Annotated in this window: 22 protein-coding genes; 10 read left to right on the forward strand and 12 right to left on the reverse strand. The window is 74.4% G+C overall.

The features are described 5' to 3' along the window. Nucleotides 1-147: 147 nt before the first annotated feature. Entirely contained in the window at nt 148-597 is a 450-nt protein-coding gene (locus tag ACIBAD_RS27295; protein WP_134076110.1) for a nuclear transport factor 2 family protein, read from the reverse strand. Between the two features lie 124 nt (nt 598-721). Here ACIBAD_RS27295 and ACIBAD_RS27300 point away from each other — a divergent pair, with 124 nt between their 5' ends. Next, complete coding sequence (locus ACIBAD_RS27300) at nt 722-1294, forward strand: TetR/AcrR family transcriptional regulator (protein ID WP_134076112.1); 573 nt, start codon at nt 722-724, stop codon at nt 1292-1294. 84 nt (nt 1295-1378) lie between these two features. Here the strand turns inward: ACIBAD_RS27300 and ACIBAD_RS27305 are convergent, their stop codons facing one another. Next, nucleotides 1379-2482, reverse strand: a complete 1104-nt coding sequence (locus ACIBAD_RS27305) for a serine hydrolase domain-containing protein (RefSeq protein ID WP_398909086.1) — start codon at nt 2480-2482, stop codon at nt 1379-1381. Nucleotides 2483-2515: 33 nt separating this feature from the next. Beyond that, the gene (locus ACIBAD_RS27310) at nt 2516-3187 is read right to left on the reverse strand and encodes a DUF4097 family beta strand repeat-containing protein (RefSeq protein ID WP_398909088.1); all 672 of its coding nucleotides are present in this window, start codon (nt 3185-3187) and stop codon (nt 2516-2518) included. Between the two features lie 231 nt (nt 3188-3418). Between ACIBAD_RS27310 and ACIBAD_RS27315 the strand changes: the two genes are divergently transcribed. After that, complete coding sequence (locus ACIBAD_RS27315) at nt 3419-4153, forward strand: helix-turn-helix domain-containing protein (protein WP_398909090.1); 735 nt, start codon at nt 3419-3421, stop codon at nt 4151-4153. A 262-nt stretch (nt 4154-4415) separates the two neighbouring features. Here the strand turns inward: ACIBAD_RS27315 and ACIBAD_RS27320 are convergent, their stop codons facing one another. The 5 genes from ACIBAD_RS27320 to ACIBAD_RS27340 all read right to left on the reverse strand — a co-directional run bounded on the left by ACIBAD_RS27320 (nt 4416) and on the right by ACIBAD_RS27340 (nt 11148). Next, entirely contained in the window at nt 4416-5252 is an 837-nt protein-coding gene (locus tag ACIBAD_RS27320; protein WP_398909092.1) for an alpha/beta fold hydrolase, read from the reverse strand. A gap of 40 nt (nt 5253-5292) precedes the next feature. Then, nucleotides 5293-5964 carry a DUF4097 family beta strand repeat-containing protein gene (locus tag ACIBAD_RS27325; protein ID WP_398909094.1) on the reverse strand — a complete coding sequence of 224 codons (672 nt, stop codon included), beginning with the start codon at nt 5962-5964 and terminating at the stop codon, nt 5293-5295. A 317-nt stretch (nt 5965-6281) separates the two neighbouring features. Then, a complete protein-coding gene (locus ACIBAD_RS27330) occupies nt 6282-7568 on the reverse strand; it encodes an MFS transporter (protein ID WP_398909095.1) in 1287 nt (428 codons plus the stop codon). Continuing rightward, nucleotides 7568-9526: a phenylacetate--CoA ligase family protein gene (locus ACIBAD_RS27335; protein ID WP_398909097.1), complete on the reverse strand. Its 1959-nt coding sequence runs from the start codon at nt 9524-9526 to the stop codon at nt 7568-7570. Before ACIBAD_RS27335 ends, ACIBAD_RS27330 begins: the two co-directional genes overlap by 1 nt. Nucleotides 9527-9960: 434 nt before the next feature. Next, the gene (locus ACIBAD_RS27340) at nt 9961-11148 is read right to left on the reverse strand and encodes an acetyl-CoA carboxylase biotin carboxylase subunit family protein (protein ID WP_398909100.1); all 1188 of its coding nucleotides are present in this window, start codon (nt 11146-11148) and stop codon (nt 9961-9963) included. A gap of 275 nt (nt 11149-11423) precedes the next feature. On the opposite strand from ACIBAD_RS27340, the gene ACIBAD_RS27345 reads away from it, so the two are divergent. From ACIBAD_RS27345 to ACIBAD_RS27370, 6 genes are read left to right on the forward strand one after another with little or no spacing between them, the layout of a single operon-like run. Further along, a complete protein-coding gene (locus ACIBAD_RS27345; RefSeq protein WP_119097987.1) occupies nt 11424-11876 on the forward strand; it encodes a cobalamin-dependent protein in 453 nt (150 codons plus the stop codon). Next, nucleotides 11873-13210 carry a methylaspartate mutase gene (locus tag ACIBAD_RS27350; RefSeq protein WP_398909103.1) on the forward strand — a complete coding sequence of 446 codons (1338 nt, stop codon included), beginning with the start codon at nt 11873-11875 and terminating at the stop codon, nt 13208-13210. The genes ACIBAD_RS27345 and ACIBAD_RS27350 overlap by 4 nt, the downstream gene beginning before the upstream one ends. Then, nucleotides 13207-14202: a transporter substrate-binding domain-containing protein gene (locus tag ACIBAD_RS27355; protein ID WP_398909105.1), complete on the forward strand. Its 996-nt coding sequence runs from the start codon at nt 13207-13209 to the stop codon at nt 14200-14202. The genes ACIBAD_RS27350 and ACIBAD_RS27355 overlap by 4 nt, the downstream gene beginning before the upstream one ends. Before the next feature lie 22 nt (nt 14203-14224). Then, the gene (locus ACIBAD_RS27360) at nt 14225-15265 is read left to right on the forward strand and encodes an aspartate-semialdehyde dehydrogenase (RefSeq protein ID WP_398909108.1); all 1041 of its coding nucleotides are present in this window, start codon (nt 14225-14227) and stop codon (nt 15263-15265) included. Beyond that, on the forward strand, nt 15262-16365 hold the full coding sequence (locus ACIBAD_RS27365; protein WP_398909110.1) for an aspartate kinase: 1104 nt from the start codon (nt 15262-15264) through the stop codon (nt 16363-16365). The genes ACIBAD_RS27360 and ACIBAD_RS27365 overlap by 4 nt, the downstream gene beginning before the upstream one ends. Nucleotides 16366-16370: 5 nt before the next feature. Further along, entirely contained in the window at nt 16371-17408 is a 1038-nt protein-coding gene (locus ACIBAD_RS27370; protein ID WP_398909113.1) for an oxygenase, read from the forward strand. Between the two features lie 6 nt (nt 17409-17414). On the opposite strand, the gene ACIBAD_RS27375 is transcribed toward ACIBAD_RS27370, so the two are convergent. Beyond that, nucleotides 17415-18338, reverse strand: a complete 924-nt coding sequence (locus ACIBAD_RS27375; RefSeq protein WP_134076135.1) for a LysR family transcriptional regulator — start codon at nt 18336-18338, stop codon at nt 17415-17417. A 46-nt stretch (nt 18339-18384) separates the two neighbouring features. Further along, complete coding sequence (locus ACIBAD_RS27380; protein WP_147420151.1) at nt 18385-18594, reverse strand: hypothetical protein; 210 nt, start codon at nt 18592-18594, stop codon at nt 18385-18387. Nucleotides 18595-18909: 315 nt separating this feature from the next. Between ACIBAD_RS27380 and ACIBAD_RS27385 the strand changes: the two genes are divergently transcribed. Next, on the forward strand, nt 18910-19914 hold the full coding sequence (locus ACIBAD_RS27385) for a LuxR C-terminal-related transcriptional regulator (protein WP_398909117.1): 1005 nt from the start codon (nt 18910-18912) through the stop codon (nt 19912-19914). 96 nt (nt 19915-20010) lie between these two features. Here ACIBAD_RS27385 and ACIBAD_RS27390 read toward each other — a convergent pair whose 3' ends face one another. Beyond that, nucleotides 20011-20532, reverse strand: a complete 522-nt coding sequence (locus tag ACIBAD_RS27390) for a flavin reductase family protein (RefSeq protein WP_398909120.1) — start codon at nt 20530-20532, stop codon at nt 20011-20013. After that, complete coding sequence (locus ACIBAD_RS27395; RefSeq protein WP_398909122.1) at nt 20529-25787, reverse strand: MupA/Atu3671 family FMN-dependent luciferase-like monooxygenase; 5259 nt, start codon at nt 25785-25787, stop codon at nt 20529-20531. Before ACIBAD_RS27395 ends, ACIBAD_RS27390 begins: the two co-directional genes overlap by 4 nt. Before the next feature lie 150 nt (nt 25788-25937). Between ACIBAD_RS27395 and ACIBAD_RS27400 the strand changes: the two genes are divergently transcribed. After that, nucleotides 25938-26708, forward strand: coding sequence for a 2OG-Fe dioxygenase family protein (locus tag ACIBAD_RS27400; protein WP_166682206.1), 771 nt, complete (start codon nt 25938-25940; stop codon nt 26706-26708). Nucleotides 26709-26714 lie beyond the last annotated feature (6 nt).

A 26714-nucleotide genomic window follows, 5' to 3' on the forward strand; every position in this document is an offset into this window, starting at 1 on the left:
GGTCGTATGCTCCTTCGCCGATGAGGACTTCCGGATCCAGACCGAGCACGAACTGCTCTGGCCCCAGGTCCCGCCCCCCGCTCGGAGGCGGACCTCGCCGCGATGACGGACCTGGCGCGTAGACCGTGACGCCGGAGAGCTGGCAGTCTACTCGTGCTGCTCGCTCTCCAGTGCCTGTACGAGCTGGGGCAGGTGGTCGCCGGCCAGGACGAGCGCGAGGTGGTCGTGGAAGTCACGGCTGCCGACGATCAGGCCGTCGCGGACGCGCAGTACCTGGATGTTGGCGCTGGTGAAGGTCCGGCCCGTCACCCGGTGGTGGACCCGGTAGTCCCACTCGGCGACGACCACCTCCGGGTCGTCCGTCCCGCGGATCACGACGTCGGCCGGGGTCAGTTCCAGGGGCGAACCCGCGGCGACTTGCGCGAAGCGCTCCTCGATCACGGCCCGGCCCTCAAACCTGCGCGGCCCGACCGGCTCGAAGACGGTCTCCACCACGGCGTCGTCCGCGTAGAGCTCGGCCAGTTCCGAGTACCGCCCCGCGCCGATGCGCTCCAGCAGCTCCTGGGAGACCTCTCGCGGTGACAGCGTTTTGGGCATGATCAACCTCCGGCGGGATCAGCCACTAGAATCGGACTAGCGGCTCCGTTTTCGACGATACGGACTGGCGACTCCGGTTGTCTAGAGGGTCTGCCGCCGCCAGCACGAGGAAGGCAGAAGAGGGATGAGCGGCAGTCAGGAGCGCCCGCTGCGGGCGGACGCGGCCCGCAACCGGGCCAGGGTGCTCGATGTCGCCACGGAGGTCTTCACCAGCCGCGGCATCGGTGTGCCGACCGAGGAGATCGCCCGGGCCGCCGGGGTCGGCGTCGGCACGCTCTTCAGGCACTTCCCGACCAAGGAGGCGCTGCTGGAGGCGGTGATGGTGCGCCGGCTGGAGGAGATGGCGGCCATGACCGCACGGCTGGCGGCGCAGGCCGATCCGGCCGAGGCCTTCTTCTCCTGCTTCCGCCTGGTGGTGGAACGGTCGGCGGGCAAGAACGAGTTCGCCCATGCGCTCGCGGCGGCCGGTGTGGACGTACACGCATCGCTGCGGGAAGCGACCGAGGAGATCCAGGCCCGGCTGGCCGGTCTGCTGTCCGCGGCGCAGCGGTCGGGGGTGGTCCGCCCGGAGCTGCGCCTGCCGGAGCTGCTCGCCCTGCTGGTCGGTACCGGCGCGATGCTGGAGCAGCTCGGCGCGGACCCGGCGGCCCGGGAGCGGATCTTCGAGGTGGTCTTCGACGGGCTGCGGCCCCGCTGACCGGCTCGGGTGACCGTCCCGCACCGGCGCCGGTGCGGGTGCGGGTGCGCCGTTGCGGGTGCGCCGTTGCGGGTGCCGGTGCGGTCAGGCCGACGGCCGGGTGGCGGTGAAGACCTGCTTGACCAGGGCGTCCAAGGCCTCGGGGAAGGCCTGCGCCGGGTCGACTGCCGCGTCGCCGGTGGTCAGGCCGGCGGTCAGGGTCTTCGCGCCGTCGGGCGTGCTGTACATCAGGGCGCCGTAGCCGCCGGGGGCGCCGCCGTTGTGGTGGTAGACGGTGCCGCCGTGGTCCGGGCCGAGGTCCTGGGCGAAGAGGCCGAGGCCGTAGCCGAGTTCCCCGTGCGGCGTGCGCATCTCGGCCAGCAGCGGGGCCGGCAGGAGCTTGCCGCTGTTCAGCGCGGAGAAGAAGGTGTGGAGGTCCCGGGTCGTCGTCATCGCGTCGCCTGCGGCGTGCAGCATGGAGGGGTTCTGGCGGGTGACGTCGGCCACCTTCCACTGGTCGGCGTCCTGGTAGCGGTAGTAGCCGTGGGCGTGCGGCTCGGGGAGCTCCGGGCCGTCGCCGCCCAGTACGGTGTCCCGCAGGGCGAGCGGCTGCAGGATCCGGCGCCGCATCTCCTCGGCGTAGGAGCGGCCGGAGACCTGCTCGATCAGCAGGGCCGCCAGGGTGTAGTTGGTGTTGGAGTAGCTGAAGCCCGCCCCCGGCTCGAACCGGGCCGGCTCGGACAGGGCGAGGGCGACCAGGTCCTGCGGGCGGTAGGTGCGCAGCCGGTTGTCGACCCATTCCTTGCCCGTGGCGGGGATCCCCGGCGCGAAGGTGCCGTCCTCGTAGTACTCGCCGGTGTAGTTGAACAGTCCGCTGGTGTGCCGGAGCAGCATCCGCACGGTGATGCGCCGGTCCAGTCCGAGCTCGGGCAGGTGGTCGGCCACCGGGGCGTCGAGCGCGATCCGTTCCTCGGCCACCAGCTGGAGCACCGCGGTCGCGGTGAAGGGTTTGGCGACGCTGCCCGCCCAGAAGTGCCCGTCCGTCGGCGGCTTCGCGGTCTCGCCCGGCTTGCGCACGCCGGCGCTGCCGACCCACTCGCCCTGCTCGTCGTGCACGCGCATCTGTATTCCGGCGAAGCCGGCGTCGACGAACGCCTCGATGGCCTTCTGCAGTTCCGGGCGGTCGGTCGCCTTGGTCACGTTGGTCATGGCGGTGGTGGTCCTTCGGGGTTGTCGGGGGGGTCAGAGGCTGCGGGCGGTGATGTCGCCGTGGGCGGTGGTCGCCCGGATGTTCAGGCCGGCGGCCGCGCCGTCGGTGTTGCCGAGCGCGTTGTGGACCCGCCCGTACGAGGTGCCGGCATCCAGCGAGGCGCGGACCCCGCGGGCCGCACCGACCGAGATGTCACCGGACACGGTGCTCAGCACGACCGCACCGCGCACCGCCTCACCGATCCGGAGATCGCCCTTCTGCGTGCCGATCTCCGCCGGGCCACCCAGACGACCGACCACAATGTCACCCGCCTGGACGGCGATCCGGGCACTCTGCGCCTCATCGACCTTGACCGCGCCCTGCGCACCCTCGAAGACGACGGCGCCGAGCCGGCCGACCCCGCGGAACTCGACAGCGGCCGTCCTCGCCTCGACACGCGAACCGGCCGGCACCCGGACCGTCACCTCAACCGAACCCGAACCACCCAACACCTGGCGCTTCACCGCCGGAGTCGCAATCCGCAGCACACCCTCGACGAACTCGACCCCGGTCAGCTCCGCCGCCTCCACATCACGGCTCCTGCCACCATCGACCGGCCGGACCTCAACAGCCGCATCCAACCGGTCGCCGGCGATCACCTGGACACGTCCCGCCGCGACATCGAGAACGACGGCGATCGGGGCAGCGGTGTCGAACTTCTGCATGATGGGCTCCTGCTGCTCTCACTCGACGTTTCCGATGAAAGAAAAGCTACGTAGCGTTTCGACACTTCGCAACGTGTTCGTTGCGTGAGACTGCTATTTATGCAGGTAGAAGCGGGAACATCGTTGCAACGGATTCACTTTTAACGCAACGTCAGCCCCCCGATTCGTTGCATTGGAAGGAGACTGAACGCTATGCTGGGGACATCGGGGAAAACGCGGAAGGAGATCGCGATGCCGGGAGGCAGACTCACCCAGCAGGAACGCCAGCAGATCGCGCTGGGGGTGGCCGACGGGCTCGCCTACGCGGAGATCGCCAGACGTCTCGACCGCCCCACCTCGACGGTCACCCGCGAGGTCATGCGCAACGGCGGCCCCACCGCCTACCGTGCCGACCTGGCCCACCGCGCGACTGAACGCCGCACCCACCGGCGCAGAAAGGCCGCGCTCCCGGGGTCGGAGACGGCGGCGCACGCCCACGGTCGCGACGCCGAGGCGGTGCGCGAGTACGAGGAGGTGTTCGCCACCGTGTTCATGCAATCGGGTCTGCCCAAGATGACGGCCCGGGTGCTGGCCGGCCTCTACACCACCGACGCCGGCCGTCTCACCGCGTCCGAGCTCGCCGCGAGCCTCCAGGTCAGCCCGGCGTCCATCTCCAAGGCGATCACGTTCCTCGAAAGCCAGGGGCTCATCCGACGGGAGCGCGACGACCGCCGCCGCGAGCGCTACGTCGTCGACGACGACGTGATGTACCAGTCGACGATGGCCAGCGCCCGCGCCACCGCCCACCTCGGCGAGATCGCGCGGCAGGGTGTCGCGGTCCTCGGTCCGGACTCCCCCGCTGCCGCCCGCCTGGAGAACATCGCCCGCTTCATCGACTTCGTCTCCGAGAGCATCGCCCGCGCGGCGGACCAGGCCCGCGAGGTCCTCCACACCAAACCCGAAACGTCCTCGGACAGCCCTGCCTGAGCCGCGTTCAGAGCGGAGGCCCATGGAGGGCGTTCGGCCCGCTCTTCCCGTTCGGACACCACGGGCTGCCCTTGCGTACCTGTCCCCGGCGGCAGACCTCGTGCAGCGTGGGCCCATGCACGCTCCCGACCGAGACCGGGACCGAGACCGAGCAGCCGCAGGTCCAGCGCTCCGCAGTCCACGGCGTACTGCGCGAGGGCGGCCGCCCCCTGGACCGCGGCCTGGAGGGGGAGGACACCGGAGGGGCGCACGGCGGGAGGTTTCAGTGGCTCCCGCCTCCGAGGGCGGCGACCTCGCGTACGGAATCGGCGACGGCCCGGAAGTCCTTCCTCAGGATGGCGCCGTGGTTGCTGGCGACCTTCGCGCCGAGCCGGATGTTCGGGTTGCGCGCGAACACCGGGTCGAGGCCCGCGCGGATCTTCTCCTGCTCTTCGCCCTTGCTCCCGAAGGAGGTTCCCGAGGCGAGGACGTACCGCACCGGGACGGTGATGTCGTCCAGCACGGGGCCCAGCTCGCGCTCGCGGGACAGCTTGCCGAGTTCGATGTTGCTCTCCGCCTGCTCCGCGGCGGTCATCCGCGGGGTCAGGCCCGTCGGGCGCAGCAGCGGCGTGAGCCAGCCGATCCGCCGGAACAGCTTCCGGATCCGCTGCTCCATGGCGTCGTCGAGCCAGTCGTACGGGGCCGCGCCGTCGACCAGGACCGCGCCGATGGCGCGGTCCGGGTTCCGGGCGGCCCAGTGCGCCCCGACGACCGCCCCGTAGGACCAGCCCACCACCAGCGCCCGGTCGACGCCCCTGGCCGCGAGAACGGCGTCGACGTCGCGGACGGCGGCCTCGAAGGAGTAGTCCGCGGAACGCCGCGACTTCTTTCCGCGAGCCCGCTCGTCGTAGGTGATGTGCCGCCAGCCCGGGCCCAGTTCGTCGATGACCCGTCGCCAGTACCCCTGGGTGGCGAACTGGCCGTTGAGGTAGACCACGGGGATGCCGGGACCGCCGGTGTCGGTGACGGCCAGGGCCGTGTCGTCGACCGGCACCATGCCGGTCCATGTCGAGGTCGAGGTCGAGGTCGCGTCGGTCGGGGAATGGTGGTTCTTCGTCATGGCGGTGGTGGTCCTTCGGGGTTGTCGGGGGGGGGAGGGGTCAGAGGCTGCGGGCGGTGATGTCGCCGTGGGCGGTGGTCGCCCGGATGTTCAGGCCGGCGGCGGCGCCGTCGGTGGTGCCGAGCGCGTTGTGGATCCGCCCGTACGAGGTGCCGGCATCCAGCGAGGCGCAGACCCCGCGGGCCGCACCGATGGAGATGTCACCGGACACGGTGCTCAGCACGACCGCACCGCGCACCGCCTCACCGATCCGGAGATCGCCCTTCTGCGTGCCGATCTCCGCCGGACCACCCAGACGACCGACCACGATGTCACCCGCCTGGACGGCGATCCGGGCACTCTGCGCCTCATCGACCTTGACCGCGCCCTGCGCACCCTCGAAGACGACGGCGCCGAGCCGGCCGACCCCGCGGAACTCGACAGCGGCCGTCCTCGCCTCGACACGCGAACCGGCCGGCACCCGGACCGTCACCTCGACCGAACCCGAACCACCCAACACCTGGCGCTTCACCGCCGGAGTCGCGATCCGCAGCACACCCTCGACGAACTCGACCCCGGTCAGCTCCGCCGCCTCCACATCACGGCTCCTCCCACCATCGACCGGCCGGACCTCAACGGCCGCATCCACCCGGTCGCCGGCGATCACCTGGACACGTCCCGCCGCGACGTCGAGAACGACGGCGATCGGGCCAGCGGTGTCGAACTTCTGCATGACGGGCTCCTGTTGCTCTCACTCGACGTTTCCGATGAAAGAAAAGCTACGTAGCGTTCAGGGATCCCGCAATGAGTTCGTTGCACTGAATTGACATTCTCAGAGGTCACATAGGCAATATCGTTGCAATGGATATGCGAGTAACGCAACGTCAGCTAAGCGAGTCGTTGCATTGGAGGTGAGTGAACGCTATGGCCGGGCCGACGCCGCGCCGGCCGTGGACATGCCGATGCGGCCGGGTCCCCGGTGGGGCCGGCCGCGGCAGGGCGGGGGTTCGGGTCAGGAGGGGACGGGAGTTGCCCCGGCGCCCCGGGCAGTCAGCGCGTCGCCGGCTCGGGCGTTGCGGCTTCGGCTTTCCCGGGGGCGTGGCGGGGGGCGGTGGTCGCGGCCGCCAGAGCCGTGAAGGCCAGCATGACGGCGGCCGTGGCCATGAAGCCGGCGGTGAGGGAGATCCCGGCGAAGTGGCCGACCAGGGGCATCAGCGCGGTGGTGGCCACGCCGATCGACAGCATGCGCAGGCTGGCCATCTTCGCCTTCTCCCCGTCGCCCGCGCGGCTCTGCAGACTCGTCAGGAGCCAGGTGAGGGCGGAGAGGTTGGCGAAGCCGGCCGCGAGCAGGGCCGCCAGGTGCACGGCAGGCGCGGCGGACAGGCCCAGCGCCAGGGCCGCCGCGGCCTGGAGGGCGCACCACAGCGGCAGCAGCGCGGCCCGCTGGGTGTGCCGGGTGAAGAAGGAGGAGGCGATCATGCCGAGGGCGAAGACCGCCTCCAGCAGGGAGACGTACTGGCCCCGGCCTCCGTAGTGCTCCGCCACCAGGGGGACGACCAGGGTGCTCACGCAGGACTGGAAGACGAAGTCGGCGGCGCACAGCACGATCACGCCGAGGACCGCGAGGTCGCCGCGGTAGCGGTGGAACATGGCCCGCCAGTCGTGCAGGGCCAGCGGCAGCGCCGTGCGCAGCACCCCGGCGGCCGGACCACGCGGTTCGGGGGCCGTCGCCGGCAGGCCGCGTACGAGGGCGGCGACGGCCAGGGCGACGGCGGTGTCGGCCAGCAGGGCTGTGGCCAGGGAGGTCCACAGGAGCAGCAGGCCGAGCAGGGCCATGCCGGTCAGCGCCCCCACCTGGACGGCCACGTTGATGAGGGCGTTGAGGCGGGCCCGTCGGGCGGGCTCGACGTGCCAGGCGGTGTACTTGAACAGGGCGGCGCGCTGGACGTTGTCCACGAAGGCCAGCAGGACGACGCCGGCGGCGATCAGCGCCACCGCGCCCGGCGGCCGGGTCAGCCCGGCCAGGGCGAGCCCGGCGACGGTGGCGGCGCGGGCGATGCTGCACGCAGTGTGCACGCGCCGCGAGTCGAGGGCGTCGACGAGGGGCCCGGAGAAGGGCAGGACGCAGACGGCGGCGGCGCCCTGCAGGGTGAGGGCGAGCGCGAAGGCCTGCGGGCTGCCGGTGAGCTCGTACAGGAGCTGTCCGAGGGCGAGCAGGTAGACGCCCATGCCGATGCCCAGCAGGGCGATGGAGGACAGCAGGGTGGGGACGATGCGGTCGGGGGTGCGGTCGGGGATCTCGGCGGGGATCCGGGCGGCGGCGCGGTCGCGCTGCATCAGGCGTCCACCCGCCGGTCCACGACGGGGCGGATCTTGCCACTGACCGGGTGGCGGTCGAGGGCGCCGGGGGCGTGGCATTCGACGCGGAAGTCGGCCGGACCGGCGCCGTCCGCGTAGATCCGGGTGCCGGCGAGGAGCGGGAAGCGGTCGGCCAGGTGGGCGTGCAGGGTCTCGGGGCGCAGCGGCCGCGGGGACTCGGTGCGCAGGGTGAGGGTGTCGCGGCCTCCCCGCGAGGTGATCTCGGCCTGGAGTTCGGACACCCCGAACCCGGACACGGCGTCGAGGAGTTCGGCGTGCAGCAGCGCGGCGCCCATGAGGCGGACGACGCCGTCGGAGCGGCCGTGGTATTCGAGGGTGCGGCCGGAGATCCCGCAAGGGCAGTCGTGGTGGACGAAGCGGCCGCGGTCGCCGATGCGGTAGCGGATCAGCGGTCCCTCGCCCTTCTGGAAGGTCGTGGTGAGCAGCTCCCCCGCGGTGCCGTCGGGCAGGGGCCGCCCCTGGTCGTCGACGACCTCGATGTAGTTGTAGTCGTCGTTGACGTGGTGGAGCATCCCGTCGAGGGCGGCGCACTGGTAGCCGAGCTGGGCGCCGTCGTTGGCGGCGAGGACGCTGGAGACGATGCGGGTGCCGAGGTGCTCGCGCAGCCAGGTGCGGTCGGCGCGGCCCATGGCCGTGCCGAGGTAGAGGACCTTCTCGATGCGCAGCAGCGGGTCCTGCCGGTACGCCTCCCGCAGCAGCGGCACGATCAGCGTCGGTACGCCGATGACGGCGTTGGCGCCGAAGCTGCGGGCGAGCATCAGCAGGGACTCGGGGGTGGCGGCCTGGGCGGTGGTGCAGCATTCGAGCGGCATCCGGCTGAACTCGGTGACCGTCGTGGTCAGTCCGCCGTAGAGGTCGCCGCCGAAGAGGGTGTTGACGAGGCGGTCGCCGGGCTCCAGCCCCATGGCGTAGAAGAGCGGGACGGCCTCGCGGACCATGTTGTCCCAGTCGGTGCGGGCGTAGACGATGTAGCGCGGCGTGCCGGTGGTGGAGCCGCTGCGCAGCACCTCGCCGGTGGGGCGGGCGCCGCTGGCGAAGCCGCGGCCCTCGGGCAGCGAGTGCGCGGCGAGGGCGGCCTTGTCGAGGACGGGCAGGCCGGGCAGGTCGTCCAGGGTGCGTACGGGCGGCAGGTCGCGGTAGTACGGGGACCTGCGGGCGCGGGCGGCGGTGTGGCGCAGCCGGGCGTCGAGTCGGCCGGTGCGGCGCGGGTCCTCGGCGGCGCGGGCGGCGGCGAGGGTGGTGCCGTACAGGCGGGTGCGGCGGCTGAGGGCGGCGGTCCAGGTGGCGCGGCAGTCGCCGCGCAGCACTCCGGCGGTGAACGCGTCCTGCCCGGGCAGCGGCCGGCCGGCCGGGAACCGCGTCTCCAGCGCGTCGGGGCCGGCGGTGTCGGGGGTGGCGTACAGGGCCGGGTCCCAGCCGGGCGCACCGTACCGGGCCGGGTCCCCGGCGGGGGCGGCGAGGGGCAGCAGGTCGGGCACGCTCAGCGGGGTGCCGTGCGCGTGTGCGGGGGCGCCGCGGGGGGCGGTGCCGGCGGCCGGCAGGGGCAGTCCGGGGCGGCGCAGGAGGGCCGTGAGCCCCTGCCAGAAGCCGGGGTCCGCGGTGCGCACGGTGACGTGGTTGCCGGTGGCCCAGGCGAGCAGGAGGCCGCGCAGGGTGGTCCCGGGCCGGTCGTCGTCGAGGACGACCGCGCCGACGGGCCGCAGCTCGTCGACGTCGTTGGTGTCGGTGAGGGGCTGCCAGGGGTACTGGGCGAGGCCGCCGAGGAGCTCGTCGAGCCCGTCGGCGAACTCCTCGCCGGCCCCGAAGAGCGGGCGCAGGGCCGTCAGTCCGTGCGCGTCGAGCAGTGCGTCGAGCCCGGATCCGGGCCGGTCGGCCTCCTCCAGTGCGAGCAGGAGGTCGGTCGGGTAGTACCGCACGGCCCGCCCGGCTCCGCTTCCGCCCGCGGCGGGCGCGGCGGCGCGCGCCGCGGGCACCGCGGGTGCCGCGGGTGCCGGTGCGGCGGGCGGGGCGGGCGCCGGTGCGGCGGGCGCGGCAGGGGCGGGGGGCGCGGCAGGCGCGGCAGGCGCCGGTGCGGCGGGCGCGGCAGGGGCCGCGGGCGCGGCAGGCGCCGGTGCGGCGGGCGCGGCGGGCGCGGCAGGGGCCGCGGGCGCGGCAGGCGCGGCAGGCGCCGGTGCGGCGGGCGGGGCGGGCCTGGCAGGCGCAGCAGGCGCAGCAGGCGCGACAGGCGCAGCAGGCGCGGCGGGCCTGGCGGGCGCGGCGGGGGCGGGGGGCGCGGCGGCGCGCGCCGCGGGTGCCGGTGCGGCGGGCGGGGCGGGCCTGGCGGGCGCGGCGGGGGGCGCGGCGGGGGCGGTCATGCGGCCTCCTCGGAGGGGGTTGCGGCGGCCTCGGCGCAGGAGTGGAGGTACGCGCGCAGGACGTCCGGGTCGGGGTGGGAGGCCTCGACGGCCAGGGGTACGAGCCATTCCTGGTAGGTGATGTGACGGGCCGCCGGGGTGCCGGGCGGGAGGGTGTGGACCCGGTCGGCGCAGGGGTGGTCCAGCAAGTGCGCGGGGAGGGCCGCGGTGTGCGGGCGGTCGGCGGGCAGGTGGTGTCCGGGGACGACGAGCCAGCCGTGGTAGCGCCCGCTGGGGGTGTCGGGGGCGGGGCGCGGCAGGCCCAGCCGCAGGGCGATCTCGTGGGAGGGCAGGTGGATGCCGGTGTGCCGCAGGTGGGCGTCGACGACCCCGGCGCCGCCCATCCGGTTGGCCACCTCAAGGAAGACGAGCTCCCCCCGCGGGGTCTCGAAGAATTCGAGGTGGACGGTGCCGCAGTCGATGCCGAGGGCGGCGACGGTGCGGCGGGCGAGGTCCTCGTACCGCTCCTCGGCGGGCAGTTGGTGGGAGCCGAGCGGGCTGCCGGCGGCGTAGTCGGCGGGCTTGCCCACGTACCGGCTGGTGACGCTGTGGACGAGGACCCCGTCGTGGACGAGGCCGTCGGTGTGCAGGATGTCCCCCTCGACGTACTCCTCCAGCTCGTACGGCGCCGGCTCGGCCAGCGCGCGGTGCGCGGCCAGGGCGCGGCGGGCGCCGGGGAACACCCGGACGCCCTCGCTGCACGTGCCGCGGCGCGGCTTGAGGACGGTGGCCCCGGACCAGGGCAGCAGGGCGCCCTGCTCGGGCGCGGCCGCGAAGCGGGGGGTGCGGATGCCGGAGCCGGCGAGCGCCTGCTTCATGCGGACCTTGTCGTGGGCCAGTTCGGCCTGCTCGGGGGTGGGTCCGGGCAGGCCGAGGTGGCCGCGGACCCGGCAGACGGCGAGGACGCCGAACTCGGAGAGGGACAGCACCGCTTCGTAGCCGTCGGCGGGTGAGGTGCGGGCGATGACGCCGGCGGCGAAGTCCTCGTCGGCCGGGACGGGCAGCCGCCGGGCGGGCAGGCCGGCGGGCAGGTCGGCCAGCCGGTCGGCGTGTCCCGCATAGGTCACGTCGTGGCGGCGGTGGTCGATGGCCCGTGCGTAGCCGGCCTTGCGGTACGGCAGTTGGTGAAGGACGAGGATCTTCATGCCTGACGCTCCAAGGGGACTGCCGTCCGCGGCGCGGGGACGGCGGGAAAACCCTTGTGCAGCCGCCGGGGCCCGGTCAACGCGGGGCGTGCGGCAATGGCGATGCGGGCGATCGCCCTCTTCGATCGCCCCCGCGGCCCCCCTCCTGACCTCGGACATCGAATTCTTCGATGGCGGCGATAGCGGTTCTCCATCGGCGGCGCGTTGAATCGGCGCGGGCAGCGCCACGAGGATCGGTGTACCGCCTGCGCCGATCCGCCACCCGGGGGTGTCCCATGCCGAAGTACCGCAGCCGCTCGGGGAAGTTCGTCGTCTCCGGGGTCTCGTCCGACGCGCACACCTGGAACCTGGTGTTCCTCCAGCTGATGCTGGAGGAGCGCGGCCACGAGGTGGTCAACCTGGGTGCCTGCCCGCCCGACGACGAGGTCGTCGGGGCCTGCCTGCGCGAGCGCCCGGACGCCCTGGTCGTCAGCACGGTCAACGGGCACGGCCACATGGACGGGGCCCGGCTCGTTCGGACCCTGCGGGCGCACCCGGACCTGGCGGAGCTGCGCGCGGTGATCGGCGGCAAGCTCGGCGTGGACGGGGCGGCGGACAGCCACGTGGACGCGCTGGTGGCGGCGGGCTACGACGCCGTCTTCGCATCCGAGCACGGGCTGGAGGAGTTCGCGGACTTCCTCCGGGAGCTGCGCCCGCGCCGGCGTGCGCCCGCGGAGCCGGTCGCATGAGCGGGCCCGGCACCGCCGGCACGGGCCGGTTCGCGGCGCACGTGCGACGGGCCCGGGAGTCCGGGTCGCTGGTCGTGCAGCCGCGGATGGGCTTCGCCGGCGCGCGCCGGATGCGGGAGGGGCTGCGGGCGGTCCGTGACGTCGCGGCGCCCACGGCGGGCACCGTCACCGTGGACAGCTACACCCGGGTCGGGGAGTACGCGCGGGCACTGGAGGCGCTGCGCTCCGGGGCGGAGCTGAACGGCTTCCCGCTCGTGGCCCATGGGGCGGAGGGTACGCGTGGGGTACTGGAGGGGCTGGCTTCGGCGAGCTTCCCGGTCCAGGTGCGGCACGGCTCGGCGCTCGCCGGGCCGCTGGTGGCGACGGCCTGCGCGGCCGGTGCGGACGCCACCGAGGGCGGCCCGGTCTCGTACTGCCTGCCCTACGGCCGGGTACCGCTGCGGGACTCGGTGCGCGCCTGGGCGCACTGCTGCGAGCTGGTCGCGGCGCGCGAGGAGCCGATGCACCTGGAGACCTTCGGCGGCGGCATGCTGGGCCAGCTGTGCCCGCCCTCGCTGCTGGTGGCGCTCAGCGTGCTGGAGGCCCTGTTCTTCCGCGAGCACGGGGTCCGCTCCCTGTCCCTCAGCTACGCCCAGCAGACGCACCCCGGGCAGGACCTGGAGGCGCTCGCCGCGCTGCACCGGCTCGCCGCGGAGCGGCTGGGCGGCGGCCCGGACGGTGGGCCGGACTGGCACGTGGTGCTCTACACGTTCATGGGGGTCTTCCCCCGCTCGGCGGCGGGCGCCTTCCGGCTCCTGGAGGAGAGCGCGCGCCTCGCGGTGCGCGGCGGGGCCGCCCGGCTGGTGGTCAAGACGCCCGCGGAGGCGCACCGGATCCCGACCCTGGACGAGAACGTGGCCGCGCTGGAGTTCGCCGCGGCCGTGGCCGCCGACGAGCGGGGCCGTACGCGCACGCGGCTGCGGCCGGCGCCCGTCCCGGGCCGGTACGGCGTGTACGAGGAGGCCGCGCTGCTGGTGGACTGCGTGCTGGAGCAGGCCCCGGCGGTGGGCGAAGCCCTGGTGCGGTCCTTCGCGACGGGGCTGCTGGACGTTCCGTACTGCCTGCACCCGGACAACGCGAACCGGGCGCGGGCCGTGGTGGACCCCTGGGGGGTGCTGCGCTGGGCGGACCCGGGGCGCGTCCCGCTCCCCCGGCGGGCCCGGGGCGGCGCGTCCGCGGCCGCGGACGCGGCGGTCGGCTCCCGGCAGCTGCTGGACATGCTGGGTTTCCACGCGCGCCGCTTCGACGCGGAGGACGTGCTGGGCCGCCGTCTGGGCGACGGAGCGGCGGCATGAGCGCGCACCGGGCGGCCGCGACGGGCCGGGCGGGCTCCGGGGACGCCGCCGGGCCGACGCTGGCCGCCGTGCGGTCGTACGGGGCGCTGCGCGCGGTGGTCAGCCGCGGGGTGCCGGGGCTGTCGGCACGCTCGGCGCGGGGCGTGTGGTCGGGCCTGGACACGGACGTGGCCCGGGCGGTGGCCGCGGCCGCGCTGGGCGACGCCGAAGCGGTGGAGTGGGTGCCCGCCGATCCTGCGGACCGGCTCGCCGTACTCGCTGCGGGCGGCGCGGAGCTGACGGTGGCCAACGCCACCTGGACGATGGGCCGCGAGGCGGCCTGGCCGGTCCTGTTCGCCGCGGTGACCTGCTACGACGGCGAGGGCTTCCTGGTCCGCACGGCGGACGGGGTCACCGGCCCGGCCGATCTTGCGGGCCGCGAGCTCGCGGTGCAGGCGGGCACCACGAGCGCCGCCAACCTGGCGGCCTGGTACGGCCCGAGGGGCCTCGTGGTCCGCGTACGGGAGTACCCGACGCCCGCGGCGGCGCTGGCCGGGTACGCCGACGGCGGGTGCGCCGCGCTGGTGCTGGACCGGGTGGCGCTGGCCGGGCAGCGGGCGCTGCTTCCCGTACCCGCGGAGCACACGGTCCTCGCGGAGACCGTCTCGCGCGAGCCGATGGCCGCGGCGGTCCGCGAGGACGACCCGGGCTGGCTGCGCCTGTGCCGGTGGGTGGTGAACCTGCTGCTCGCAGCCGAGCACGAGGTGGCGCAGGCCGGGCCCGGGGAGGGGAACCGCGCCGCGGCCCTGGAGCGGGTGGCCCGGGCGGCGGGCCGGCACGGGCCGGCCGCCGGGCTGGACCCGCGGTGGGCAGCCCGGGTCCTGGCCGCCGTCGGCACCTACGCGGACGTGTACGAGCGCGCGCTCGGCCCGGCCTCCGGGCTGGACGTGCCGCGCGGCCTCAACGAGCTGTGGACCGGTGGTGGTCTGCACTACCCGGTTCCCCTGTACTGAACGATCGAGATCGGAGATTCGTGTGACCCTCGTCAGCGACCCCTCAGCGCCCCGCATCGCCGTCATCGGGGCGACCGGCGCGGTAGGCGGCACCCTCGTCGAGCTGTTCGAGGAGCGGGGGCTGCCCTACCGCGAGCTGTACCTGGTGGCCTCGCCGCGCTCCGCCAGCCGGGAGGTGTGCGTCGCCGGCCGCTACTACACCGTGCGGGACCTGGAGGAGTTCGACTTCGGCTCCGTGGACCTGGCGTTCTTCTCGGCCGGTACGGCGGTCAGCGAGCGGTGGGTGCCGCTCGCCACGGCCGCGGGCGCCCTCGTCATCGACAACACCCGCGCCTTCCGCATGGACCCGGCGACCCCGCTGGTGGTCCCGCAGGTCAACGGCGCGGAGCTGGACCGCCGGCCGGACAGCGGTACGGTCGCCAACCCCAACTGCTCCACCATCCCGCTGGTACGGCTGCTGGACGCGGTCGGCCGGCGCTGGGGGCTGCGCCGGGTCGTGGTGAGCACGTACCAGGCGGCGTCGGGGCTGGGGCACTCGGGGATCGAGGAGCTCCAGGAGGCCAGCGCGCTGGCGCTCCAGGACCCGGGCGCCGAGCCGCTGTCGAAGCGGTTCACCCCCTCGCTGGCGTTCAACGTGCTGCCGCAGATCGACGAGGTGCTGGAGAGCGGCTTCACCCGCGAGGAGGAGAAGCTGCTGCACGAGTCGCGGCGGATCCTGGGGCTGCCGGGGCTGGACGTGACCGCGACCTGCGTACGGGTGCCGGTGGTCAACGGGCACTCGGAGTCGGTGTGGGTGGAGTGCGCCGGCGAGGTCGAGCGCGGTGAACTCGTCGCGCTGCTCGACGCGCTGCCCGAGGTGAGCGTGTACGACGGGCCGCAGGCGCAGCCGCCGGTGCCGGCAGCGCTGGAGGACCCGGACCGGGTGCACGTGGGCCGGATCCGGGTCTCGCCGAACGACCCGCGGGGCTTCTGGCTGTGGCTGGTCGCCGACAACCTGCGGGTGGGCGCGGCACTGAACGCGGTGCAGATCGCGGAGGAACTCCTCGCCCGGGGCACGCTGTGAGCGGGGCGCGGGTCCTGAAGTTCGGCGGGTCGAGTTTCGCCGGGCCGGACGGGTACGAGCGCGTCGCGGACGCGGTCGGCCGCCGGCTGCGGGAGGAGCGCGGCCCCCTGGCCGTGGTGGTGAGCGCGGGGCCGGGCGAGACGGAGGCCCTGCGGGAGCGGCTGCTGGGCATCGACCCGCATCCCGAGGACGAGACCCTGGCCGGGCTGCTGACGCTGGCCGACACGGCGGGCGCCCAGCTGCTGGCCGCGGCCCTGCACCGGGCGGGCATCGGTTCGGCGGTGCTGGCCGGGCAGCAGCTGGGCCTGGTCTCGGACTCGGTGTTCGCGAGGGCCCGGCTGGTGCACACGGACCCGGGGGCGCTGACCGCGGCGCTGGCCGGCCACGAGGTGGTGGTCGTACCGGGCGGGCAGGCCGTCGACGCGCGGGGCCGGCCGACCTGGCTCGGCAAGAACAGCTCGGACCTGTCGGCGGTGGCGGTGGCCGCGGCCGTCGGCGCGCGCACGTGCGAGATCCACTCGGACGTGGACGGCATCTACAGCGCGGACCCGCACGTGGTGCCGGGGGCGCGGCTGCTGCCGCTGGTCTCGTACGACACGGCCTCGCTGCTGTCGCTGCACGGCGCGAAGGTGATCCACCGGCGGGCCGTCGAGATGGCCCGCAAGTGCCGCGTGGAGCTCGTACTGCGGCACGGCCGGCCGCCGTTCGCGCACGGCACCCGGGTGGGCGCGGCGGGCGAGCCGGTGCGGGCCGTCGTCCTCAACCGGCGCTCGGCCGCCCTGCGGTACGCCGGCGAGGCCGAGGCCGACCGGGCGTACGCGGCGCTGCGCGCGGCGAACGCGGACGCCGTACGGCTGGACGAGGGCCCGCTGGTCGTGGCCGTCGGCGGGTTCCTGGACCTCGCGGAGTTCCACCGCCGCCGGGGCCTGGCCCCCGGAGTGGGCGCGGGCGTCCCGGTGACGGTGCTGCGCGGCCCGGTGGCGACCACGCATCTGGCGGCCGACGCGGACGGGGCCGTGGCCCTCGCGCGGCGGCTCCACGGCACGTTCGAGAACGGCCCGGTCCCCCGGGGCCGGCCCCTGAGACTCGCAGGAGTGTGATGCACATGACCACGACCGTCGCCGACATCCTGGGCGTACGACCGGACAGCGGCTCCTCGCTCGCCGTCTGGGAGCTGCCCGACTCCGTGCGCGAGGCGGTGGGCCGGGACCTGGCCCGGCTGGCCGACCCGGCCGCCGACCTCGACTGGGCCACGGCCCGCTGCCACCAGGTTTTCGCCCAGCTCCCGACCGAACTGCTGCGCCGGCTCCTGGACTTCGGCCGCCATCCCGATACGCCGGGGGTCGCGCTGGTCGGGAACCTGCCGCAGGACGCCGTGCTGCCGCCCACCCCGCTCGACGGCGGGCCGAGCCCGGAGAAGGGGAGCTTCGTCGCCGAAGGGGTGCTGCTGGGGCTGAGCGGGCTGCTGGGCGAGCCGGTGGGGATGCTCACCGAGAAGGACGGCCGGATCGTCCACGACGTGGTGCCCGTCCCGGGCGGCGAGCACACCCAGACCAACCAGGGCTCGCGCGCCTTCCTGAACTTCCACAGCGACATCGTCCACGACCCGGCGGGCCGCTACGACCTGGCCAACCCCGACTTCCTGGTGCTGAACTGCCTGCGCGCCGACCACGAGGGCGAGGCCGTGACGTACTACGCGGACGCCCGCGACATCGCGGCCTCCCTCGGCGACGACGTGCTGGCGACGCTGCGCAGCCCGTTGTTCCGGCTGAACGCCCCCGGCGGCTACACCCGGGCGCACGCCGGCGGCCGCGAGGTGCTCTCCGACCCGGTGCCCCTCATCGGCGGCGCGGCGGCCTTCCCGGAGATCACCGTGGCGGCCAACGGGGTCCGCCCGATGACCACCGCGGCGGGCACGGCGCTGCTGCGGCTCCAGGAGGTCTGCCGCTCGGTGGCGCAGCCCGTGCGGCTGCGGCCCGGCCAGGCCCTGCTGGTCAACAACCGCAAGGGGGTGCACGCCCGTTCGGTGTTCACGCCCCGCTACGACGGGCTGGACCGCTGGGTCCAGCGCACCTATGTACGGCGCAGCCTGTGGACGATCCGCCACCGCGCCTCGCCGACCGCCCGCCGCGTCCACCTGTGAGCCTCCTCAGGCTGCAGCCGCGGCGGCCGCGGCCGCCGGCCGGTAGTACTCGGACATGAAGGCGACCGTCTGCTCGACGAACAGGCGCATCTCCCGCGACAGCTGCTTGCCGCGCCTCCAGGCGAGCTGGGTGAACACCTCGAAGGGCGGCTCCCAGTCGAGGACGGCGAGCTGTCCGCCCTCCACCGCCTCGGCGACGGTCATCGTCGGCAGCAGGCTGATGCCGAGGCCCGCGGCCACGCCCCGCTTGATGGACTCGATGTTGCCGAACTCCAGGAAGGAGACCGGCTCCCCCGAGCCGTCGTTCAGCTCGGCCTCGAACAGCTCGCGGTAGGCGCAGCCCGCTTCGGGGGCGAGGACGGCGGCGGTGCGCAGGTCCTGCGTCGTCAGGCCGCGGGCCAGGGCGAGGGGGTGGTCGGGAGCGGCCACCACGGCCAGCGGTTCGGAGCCCAGGACGGCGGTCTGCACCCCGGAGTGCTCCGTCTCGGCCTCCATCAGGAAGCCCAGGTCGAAGGAGCCCTGGCGCAGCGAGTGGCAGGTCTCGGCGCACAGGCTGGGGCGGAGCACCAGCTGGAGCAGCGGGTAGCGGTGGTGGAAGTACTCCAGGACCGGCGGCATCCGGTAGGAGATCAGGCTCTCCATCGTGCCGATGGTCAGGACCCCGGAGGGGTCTCCCAGGCCGGCCGTCACGCCCCGCGCCTCGTCGGCGAGGGAGAGGATCTGCTCCGCGTACGGCATCAGGCGCTCACCGGCCGGGGTGAGCTGGATCTTGCCCCGGAGGCGTTCGAAGAGCTCGACGCCGAGGGAGATCTCCAGTCCCTTGATCTGCGCGGTGACGCTGGACTGGGCGTACTTGAGCTCGGTGGCCGCCCGCGTGAAGCTGAGCAGTGTCGCCACCCGGTGGAAAGTCGTCAGCTGTCGGATGTCCACGTGGTCTCCCGCGGGTTCGAGGCCGGTCCCCCGGTGTGCGGTCCGGTCAGCCCCAGCCCATGTCGTCGCCCGTGCCGCTGCCGGTGCCGGTGCCGCCGGTGCCCGTGCCGGGGGCCGGCTGGGTCGCGGCCGGGGCGATGGGCCCGTCGGCCAGGACCGTGGCGGTCGCGGCGCCGCCGGCCGGCAGGACGAACAGGGCGGCGAGGGCGAGAGCGGCGGTCTTGGCGGCGATCGGGGCGAAGCGGGCGCGGAGCATGGGCGATCCCATCCAGGAGTCGGGGTGAGGTTCTCGAACTCCCCTTTCACGTCCCGCGGTTGACGTGGTTCGGGGGGCTTGTGCCGAGTTGTGCGGCGGCTGTTTTCCGCCGTGCCTCAAGCATCCTTCGAGCGGTGGGTGCAGGTGAAGGGAAACCGGCTGGCCTGATTGGGCCCTGGCCCTTTCAGTCCACTGGGGGGATCCCGGTGGCGCGGGGCCGCGCTGGGTGGTTTCATCCCCTCGATCGGCAGCTTGCCGTTTGGCATGATCAGGGCGGAGCGACCAGCCCGCCGCTCTGTTCAGCAGGGGGATCCAATGCTTGAGTCATTGGGGTTGGACGGGCCCACAGAATCCGTCTACCGCACCATGCTCGCCCATCCGGGGGACGACGCGACCGCGTTGGCGAAACGGCTGGGCTGGACCGAAGAGGACATCCGCCGCGCCTGGGGGCGGCTGGCCGAGCTGTGCCTGGTGGTCCACGACCGGGCCGACTTCCCGGACGATCCGCGCGCGGTCAGCCCCGAGCTGGGGCTGGAGCACCTGCTGGCCCGCCAGCAGGCGGAGTTCGCCGCGCACCGGCAGCGCATCGCCGCCTCGCGGGCGGCCGCCTCCCAGCTCATCTCGGAGTACGCCGGTCTGCAGCCGGCCGCCGCGCACACGGGAGTGGAGCACCTCAACGGGGTGGAGCAGATACGGGCCCGGCTGGCCCGGTTCACCAACGAGGTGGAACAGGAGGTGATGGCCTTCGTGCCCGACGGCGGGCAGAGCGAGGAGAACATGGCCGCCGCCCGGCCGTTGAACGAGCGCCTGCTCAAGCGCGGGGTGGTGATGCGCACGATCTACGTCGACGCGGTCCGCAACAGCCCGCCGACGGTGGAGCACGTGAACTGGCTGACCAGCCAGGGCGGCCAGGTGCGTACGGTGGCCGTCCTCCCGACCCGGATGACGATCCTGGACCGCAAGACCGCGATCATCCCCCTCGACAGCGAGGACAGTCTGGCGGGGGCGGTGGTGCTGACCGGCCACGGGACGCTGACCGCGCTGTGCACGCTCTTCGAGAGCGTGTGGGACCAGGCGCAGCCGTTCGGCGAGGCCGCCTCGCCCCGCGGGGCCGACGAGGCCCTGAGCCGGCAGGAGGCCGCCGTGCTGCGGCTGCTGGCCGAGGGGCACACGGACGAGGGGATCGCCAAGCGGCTGGGCGTCTCGCACCGTACCGCCCGCCGGATCGCGACGGTCCTGATGGAGCGCCTCGGCGCGCGGAGCCGGTTCGAGGCCGGCGTCCGCGCGGTCCGCTGCGGCTGGCTCCCGTACGAGCCGTAGGCCGCCGGGGGCCGCCCCGGTCGGGCCGGAAACCGGCCAGGGGAGGCCCCGGCCCCCGGTCGGGGCCGGCAGCCGCCGCCCCGGGCCGGGTGGCGGTCAGGGGGCGGTGGGGCGCAGTGCCGTGAAGGCGCCCGCGCGGTAGAGCAGGGGGAGGCGGTCCGCGGGGCCCGGGTCCCCCGTGACCAGTTCGGCCACCACGATGCGGTGGTCGCCCGCCGGGACCCGGGCGGTCACCCGGCACACCAGCCAGGCGAGGACCCCGCGGAGCACCGGGGTCCCGCAGGGACCCGTCGACCAGTCGGCCGCGGCGAACCGGTCGGCCCCGCTGCGGGCGAAGACCGCGGCCAGCGCGGACTGGTCCTCGCCCAGCAGGTGCACCGCGAGGTGATCGGCGGTGGCGACCGCCGGCCAGCTGGAGGCTCCGTCGGAGATCGCGAAGGCCAGGGCCGGCGGGTCGGCGGAGACCGAGATCAGCGAGGTCGCGGTGAACCCGTGGGGACGGCCGTCCGCCCCGCGGGCGGTGATCACCGCGACCCCGGCGGCGTGCTGGCGGAAGACCGACCGCAGCAGGGTGTCGAGTGCGGGCCGCGCGGTCCGCGGCGTCTCCATGACGGTCATCCGAGGCTGCTTTCCGGGAGCAGTTCGCCGAGCGCGGCGGCGATGTCCTTGGCGCCGGTGCCCTGCATGACGGTGAAGTGGGTGCCGGGCACGAGCCGGGTGCGGACCGGTCCGTCCGCGTGCCGCTCCCAGCCCCGGCGGAACCACTCCAGATCGCCCGGGTCGTCGGCGACGAGCAGTTCCACGGGCCCGCGGTACGGGGTGGCCCGCCAGGTGGAGGCCGCCCGGGTCATGGCGGTGAACATCCGGGCCCGGGCCAGTACCTCCGCGTCCTCCCCGTCGCGGACCAGGCCCGCCTCGGCGAGCCGGGCGAGCACCGCCTCGTACGCGGCCTCCGGCGGCAGGGCGCGGACGGTGTCCGGGGCGGTGTGCAGCGGGGGCCGGCCCATGGAGAGGGCGAAGCTGTCGGCGAAGGCGCACACCGACTCGGCGTGCCCGAGCGGCTCGGGCAGCTGCGCCGGCGGCTGGGTGTCCACCAGGGCCAGCAGCGCCACCTCGGCGCCCTCGGCCTGGAGCAGCGAGGCCAGCGCCCAGGCGATGCCGCCGCCGAGGGACCAGCCGAGCAGGTGGTACGGGCCCTCGGGCCGGACCTCGCGGATCGCGTCCCGGTAGCGCTGCGCGAGCTCGTCGAGGGACTCCTCGGGGGCGCCGGGGACGATGGGCGCGGCGTCGATGCCGTAGACGGTCCGGTCCTCTTCGAGGTGCTGGGCCAGCGGGAAATAGGAGGCGGAGGTTCCGGTGCTGGAGTGGACGCAGAACAGCGGGGGCAGCTGCCCGGAGCCGGACTTCAGGAGGGTGAGGGTGCCGCCCGGTGCGGGCACGGCGCCGGCCGTGGACGCCGAGGCGGCCTCCTGGTCGGCGACGGCGGCCAGTTCGGCCACGGTCTGGTGCTGGAAGAGCTGGCGGGCGGTGATGCGCACGCCCCGCTTGTTGGCGAAGTCCACGGCCCGGATGACGGTGATGGAGTGTCCGCCGAGGTCGAAGAAGTTGTCGTGGATGCCGACCGAGGGGACCTCCAGGAGCTGCTGCCACACCTCGGCGAGGATCCTCTGGGTGGGGGTGGCGGGGGCCTGGGCGGGGCCGCCGGTGGCCGCGGCGGTCGGGTCGGGCAGCTTGAACCGGTCCACCTTGCCGTTGGCGTTGAGCGGGAGCGCGTCCAGCACGGTGTAGCGGGCGGGCACCATGAACTCGGGCAGCCGCTCGCGCAGGTGGGCGCGGAGCGCGTCGGCGCCGGGGGCGCCCCGGCCGGGAGCGGCCACCAGGTAGGCCGCCAGGTACTGGGCTCCGGCCGGGCCGCGGGCGGCCACCACACAGGAGCCGATGCCGGGGTGGTCGCGCAGGGCCGTCTCGACCTCGCCGAGTTCGACGCGGTAGCCGCGGACCTTGACCTGGTCGTCGCCCCGGCCGAGGAACTCCAGGCGGCCGTCGGGCAGCCACTTGGCGAGGTCGCCGGTGCGGTACATGCGGGCGCCGCCGGTCCGGTCCTGGCGGAAGGGGTCGGGCAGGAACCGCTCGCGGGTCAGCTCCGGCAGGTTGTGGTAGCCGCGGGAGACGCCGTCGCCGCCGATGTGGAGCTCGCCGGGGACACCGACGGGCAGCGGGGCGCCGTGCGCGTCGAGGACGTAGACCGCGGTGTTGGCGATGGGGGTGCCGACGGGGACGGTGGGGGCTTCGGTGTCGGAGCCGTCGATCGCCGCCGCGGTGGACCAGACGGTGGTCTCGGTGGGCCCGTACATGTTGTGGAAGCTGGCGCCGGTGGCCTCGCGCAGCCGCAGGGCCAGCGCGGTGGGCACGGCCTCGCCGCCGACCAGCAGGACGTCGAGGCCGCCGAGGGCCTCGCGGGCCGCTCCGGAGGGGTCGTCGAGCATCAGCTGGGCGAGGGAGGGCGTGCACTGGAGGTGGGTGACGCCGTGCTCGGCGATCAGCTCGGCGAGGGAGGCGTTGTGGCCGGGGTCCGCCTCCCGCCGGGCCTGCCCCAGCGGGGCGCCCGCGAGGACGCGCAGCCGGTCGAGGTGTTCCAGGCCGCCCAGTACGTCGTCGGCGTCGATGCCGAAGTCGACGAGGCAGGCGAGTTCGTCCACGCCGATGGCGGAGAGCTTGTCGATCAGCTCCAGGCAGTCCTCGGGGGTGCCGAACAGGCCGCTGGTGTGCACGTACCGGTCGAAGGCGTGGCCGAGGAGGGCGTCGAGGTCGTCCTCGCCGATGTTGCGGGGGTCGACGTCCACGCCCATGCGCTGGCCGAGCACCCGGACCAGGTCCAGGGAGGTGCGCAGGTAGTCGATGAACGGTTCCCGGACCAGGGCCAGGGCCCGGTCGCGGTCCTCGTCGAGGAAGGTGTGCAGCATGAGGGTGACCTTGCCGCCCTCGGTGCCGAACTTCTCCCGCCAGGTGTCGTGGTAGAGCCGGATGGATTCGGCGAGCTGGTCGAGGTCCTGGCCGAGCAGGTGGGTGAGGATGTTGGCGCCCTGTTCGGCGGCGGCCTTGAAGGTGGCGGGGGTGCCGCCGGAGGAGAGCCAGACGGGCAGTTCGGCCTGGACGGGCCGGGGCCGGATGCGGACCTCGACGTCCTTGCCGTTGCCGGCGGTCAGCGTGGCCGGCTCGCCGCGCCACAGCGACCGTACGGTCTGCACGCCGTCGATCATGACCTGCTTGCGGTCCTCGTAGTTCTCGGGGGCGAAGACGAAGTCGTCGTGGAGCCAGCCGGAGGCGAAGGCCATGCCGACGCGGCCGCCGGAGAGGTTGTCGACGACGGACCACTCCTCGGCGACCCGCACCGGGTGGTGCAGCGGCATGACCACGCTGCCGGAGCGGATCGCGATGTTCTCGGTGACCATGGCGAGGGCGGCGGCGGTGACGGAGGGGGCCGGGTAGAGGCCGCCGAAGGCGTGGAAGTGGCGTTCGGGGGTCCACACGGCGGAGAAGCCGTGCCGGTCGGCGAACTTGGCGCCCTCCAGCAGGAGCCGGTAGCGGTTGCCGCCGGGGGCGTCGTCGCCGGCGTCGCTGGCGAAGTAGAAGAGGCCGAACTCCATGGGGCGGGTGCGCCGGGCGGGAGCCGAGCGCAGCAGCTCGTGCGGGCGTCCGGAGGCCACGACCACCTTGAAGCCGCGGGTCAGCGTCCAGAACATCTCGACCTCGGACATGTCGAAGGAGATGCTGCTGATCGCGAGCCAGGTGCCCGGCGAGTGCTCGCCGACCCGGTCGTCGAGCCCGCGGAAGAGGTTGAGGAGCTGGGCGTGCTCGACCATGACGCCCTTGGGCTTTCCGGTGGAGCCGGAGGTGTACGTGACGTACGCGAGGTCGTGCGGGGCGACGGTGACGCCGGGGTCGGTGTCGGGGGCGTCGTCGAGGGCGTCGGCGGACAGGTCGAGCAGGACCGGCTCGGCGCCCTCGGCGAGGGCGGCCGCGGCGGTCAGCCGGGCGGCGCTGTCCGCGTCGACGAGGACGGCGGCGGGACGGGCGTCGCCGAGGACGTGGCCGAGGCGGGCCGCCGGGTAGTCGGGGTCCAGGGGGACGAAGGCGGCGCCGGACTTGAGGACGCCGAGGAGGCCGGCCGGCATGTCGAGGCCCCGGGAGAGGCAGACGCCGACCAGGGTGCCGGGGCCGGCGCCGAGGGCGCGCAGGCGGTGCGCGATCCGGTTGGCGCGCCGGTCCAGGGCCGCGTAGTCCAGGGCGGCGCCCCGGTGGACGACCGCCGTGGCTTCGGGGGTGCGGGCGACCTGGGCGGCGAAGGCGGCGGGGACTCCGCCGGCGGTCTCGACCGGGACGGCCGTGTCGTTCCAGCGGACCAGGATCCGCTCGTGCTCGGCGGGGGTGAGGACGGCGAGCTCGGAGAGGCGGGCGTCGGGGCGGGAGACGGCGCTCTCCAGGACCCGGCGGTAGTGGCCGAGCATCCGCTCGATGCGGTCGCCGTCGTGGAGTTCGGTGGCGTACTCGGTCATCAGGTCGACGCCGCCGGTGGAGCGCTCGGAGAGGCCGATCGTCCAGTCGAACTTGGTGGTGCCCATGTGCAGCGGCAGGCCGGTGAGTTCGATGTCGCCCATGCGGACGGTCTCCACCGGGGTGCCCAGCTGGTAGATCGCGTGCTGGAAGAGGGGGTTGCGGCTCTGGTCGCGGTCGGGCCGCAGTTCGCCGACGAGCTGGTCGAAGGGGAGCTCCTGGTGCTTGTGCGCGTCGGAAACGGCGTCGCCCGTACGGGCCAGCAGCTCGCGGAAGGTGGGGTCGCCCGCGGTGGAGGTGCGCAGGACGACGGTGTTGGCGAAGTAGCCGATGAGCGGCTCGAACTCGGTGCGGGTGCGGCCGGAGAAGACGGAGCCGAGGGCGATGTCGTCCTGGCCGGTGTAGCGGGACATCAGGGCGGCGAGCCCGGCGACGGCCACCGGCAGCAGCCGGGTCCGCTCGCTGCGGGCGAGGGCCTCCAGGTCGCGGTGGAGCGCGGGTTCCAGGTACGCGCTCACCTCGGCGCCGGTCCACTTCGGGTCGGCGGGGCGCGGCCGGTCGGCGGGGAACTGGAGGGCGGGCAGCCCGTCGAGGCGCTCGCGCCAGTACGCCAGGGAGCGGGCGCCGGCCTCGCCGGCCAGCCGGTCGCGCTGCCAGACGGCGTAGTCGGCGTACTGGATGGGCAGTTCGGGCAGGACGGGGGCGCGGCCGGCCCGCCCGGCCAGGTAGCACTCGGTGAGCTCCTGCACCATGCGGGTGGTGGACCAGCCGTCGGTGGCGATGTGGTGCATGGACAGCACCAGGACGTGCTCGTCGGGGCCCTGCTTCGCGAGGGTGGCCCGCAGCATCGGCCCGGCCGACAGGTCGATGCGGCGGCGGGCCTCGCGGGAGGCGGTCTCGCGGGTGCGCGCCTCGCGTTCGGCGGCGGGCAGCGCGGAGAGGTCGAGCAGCTCCAGGGTGGCGGGCGCGGGCGGGTCGACGATCTGGCGGGGGCCGTCGGGGGTGGCGAGGTAGCGGGTGCGCAGGGTCTCGTGCCGGGCGACGACGGTGCTCAGGGCGGAGCGCAGCAGCGGGACGTCGAGGGGACCGCGCAGGCGCAGCGCGAGCGGGGTGTTGTAGAAGGCCAGCCCGTCGGACCACTGGTCGAGGAACCACAGGCTCTGCTGTACGGAGGACAGCGGCAGGGGTACGCCCCGGCCTGCGGCGGCGATGCGGTCGCTGTCCTGCCGCGGCTCACGGTTGGCGCGCAGCTCCCGCAACAGCGCGGCGCGCTGCTGCGGGGTGAGCTGTGCCAGTCGGTCGTTGACGTTTCGCGGCATGCCGGGGCTCCTCGTCGACGTGTGTGTCTGGTCCGAAGCCTCTCCGGGGCGGGCGCGCGAGTGGAGTCGGGGTTAATCCGGACTCCTTCGGCGCGGCCCGGACCGGCAGCGTGATCGCCGGTCATACGCATCATTGCTGAAGGGGCGATCGTGACAAGTACGGGAGTGACCGCGCCGGACAACGCAGTCCGGACCCGACCGCCGGCCGGCGAGTGCGCCGACGGCCTGGCCCGGGAGACGGCCCGGGCCGGTTTCACCTGCCTGCGCCGCGACCGGATCCGGCACCTGCTGCCGGCGGACGCCCTGGAGGACTTCCGCGCGGCCTGGGAGGACCTGGAGCTGGACACCGGCATCCCCGGCGGGAAGCTGTTCCGGCTGCGGCGCTACGGGCGGCTGCGGGTGGAGGTGGAGGCGGACGGCACGGCCTCGTTCGCTCCGCTGCCGCACGCCTCGTTCCGCCAGGACGTGATCCACATGTGGCGGGGGCAGGACCGGGTGTTCGCGCCGATCGCCCCCGAGGTGCTGCTGCACGAGGGCATGCTCGCGCTCGTGGGACTGGACGCCCGGGCCGCCGCGCAGCTGAGCGGCACCACCTCCTGGGAGGTCGGCGTCCACCTGATCCGCATCCTGGCCGAGCCGGGCGGCGAGGGCGAGCCGACCCCGGAGGGCCGCCACCGCGACGGGCACGCGTACGTCGGGATGCACCTGCTGCGCCGGGACCGGTGCGGCGGCGGGCTCTCGACGGTGCACCCGGAGGGCGGCGGTCCGGTCCGGCTGACCCTGCTCGACCCGCTGGACTCGATGTTCGTCGACGACGCCCGGGTGACGCACGAGGTGTCCCCGATCAGCCCGCTGGACGGTACGGCGGTGCGCGACATGCTGCTGGTGGACCTCAATCCGGCCGTCCCGGCCGGCGGGTGACGCGGG

Origin of the sequence: Streptomyces sp. NPDC051109, from assembly GCF_044455885.1 — a bacterium.
In the GTDB taxonomy this organism is placed as follows: domain Bacteria; phylum Actinomycetota; class Actinomycetes; order Streptomycetales; family Streptomycetaceae; genus Streptomyces.

Bases quoted from the DNA above. Each gene is read 5' to 3' on its own strand.
- ACIBAD_RS27295 (WP_134076110.1), bottom strand. From the start codon at position 597: ATGCCCAAAACGCTGTCACCGCGAGAGGTCTCCCAGGAGCTGCTGGAG.
- ACIBAD_RS27300 (WP_134076112.1), top strand. From the start codon at position 722: ATGAGCGGCAGTCAGGAGCGCCCGCTGCGGGCGGACGCGGCCCGCAAC.
- ACIBAD_RS27305 (WP_398909086.1), bottom strand. From the start codon at position 2,482: ATGACCAACGTGACCAAGGCGACCGACCGCCCGGAACTGCAGAAGGCC.
- ACIBAD_RS27310 (WP_398909088.1), bottom strand. From the start codon at position 3,187: ATGCAGAAGTTCGACACCGCTGCCCCGATCGCCGTCGTTCTCGATGTC.
- ACIBAD_RS27315 (WP_398909090.1), top strand. From the start codon at position 3,419: ATGCCGGGAGGCAGACTCACCCAGCAGGAACGCCAGCAGATCGCGCTG.
- ACIBAD_RS27320 (WP_398909092.1), bottom strand. From the start codon at position 5,252: ATGACGAAGAACCACCATTCCCCGACCGACGCGACCTCGACCTCGACC.
- ACIBAD_RS27325 (WP_398909094.1), bottom strand. From the start codon at position 5,964: ATGCAGAAGTTCGACACCGCTGGCCCGATCGCCGTCGTTCTCGACGTC.
- ACIBAD_RS27330 (WP_398909095.1), bottom strand. From the start codon at position 7,568: ATGCAGCGCGACCGCGCCGCCGCCCGGATCCCCGCCGAGATCCCCGAC.
- ACIBAD_RS27340 (WP_398909100.1), bottom strand. From the start codon at position 11,148: ATGAAGATCCTCGTCCTTCACCAACTGCCGTACCGCAAGGCCGGCTAC.
- ACIBAD_RS27345 (WP_119097987.1), top strand. From the start codon at position 11,424: ATGCCGAAGTACCGCAGCCGCTCGGGGAAGTTCGTCGTCTCCGGGGTC.
- ACIBAD_RS27350 (WP_398909103.1), top strand. From the start codon at position 11,873: ATGAGCGGGCCCGGCACCGCCGGCACGGGCCGGTTCGCGGCGCACGTG.
- ACIBAD_RS27355 (WP_398909105.1), top strand. From the start codon at position 13,207: ATGAGCGCGCACCGGGCGGCCGCGACGGGCCGGGCGGGCTCCGGGGAC.
- ACIBAD_RS27370 (WP_398909113.1), top strand. From the start codon at position 16,371: ATGACCACGACCGTCGCCGACATCCTGGGCGTACGACCGGACAGCGGC.
- ACIBAD_RS27380 (WP_147420151.1), bottom strand. From the start codon at position 18,594: ATGCTCCGCGCCCGCTTCGCCCCGATCGCCGCCAAGACCGCCGCTCTC.
- ACIBAD_RS27385 (WP_398909117.1), top strand. From the start codon at position 18,910: ATGCTTGAGTCATTGGGGTTGGACGGGCCCACAGAATCCGTCTACCGC.
- ACIBAD_RS27390 (WP_398909120.1), bottom strand. From the start codon at position 20,532: ATGACCGTCATGGAGACGCCGCGGACCGCGCGGCCCGCACTCGACACC.
- ACIBAD_RS27395 (WP_398909122.1), bottom strand. From the start codon at position 25,787: ATGCCGCGAAACGTCAACGACCGACTGGCACAGCTCACCCCGCAGCAG.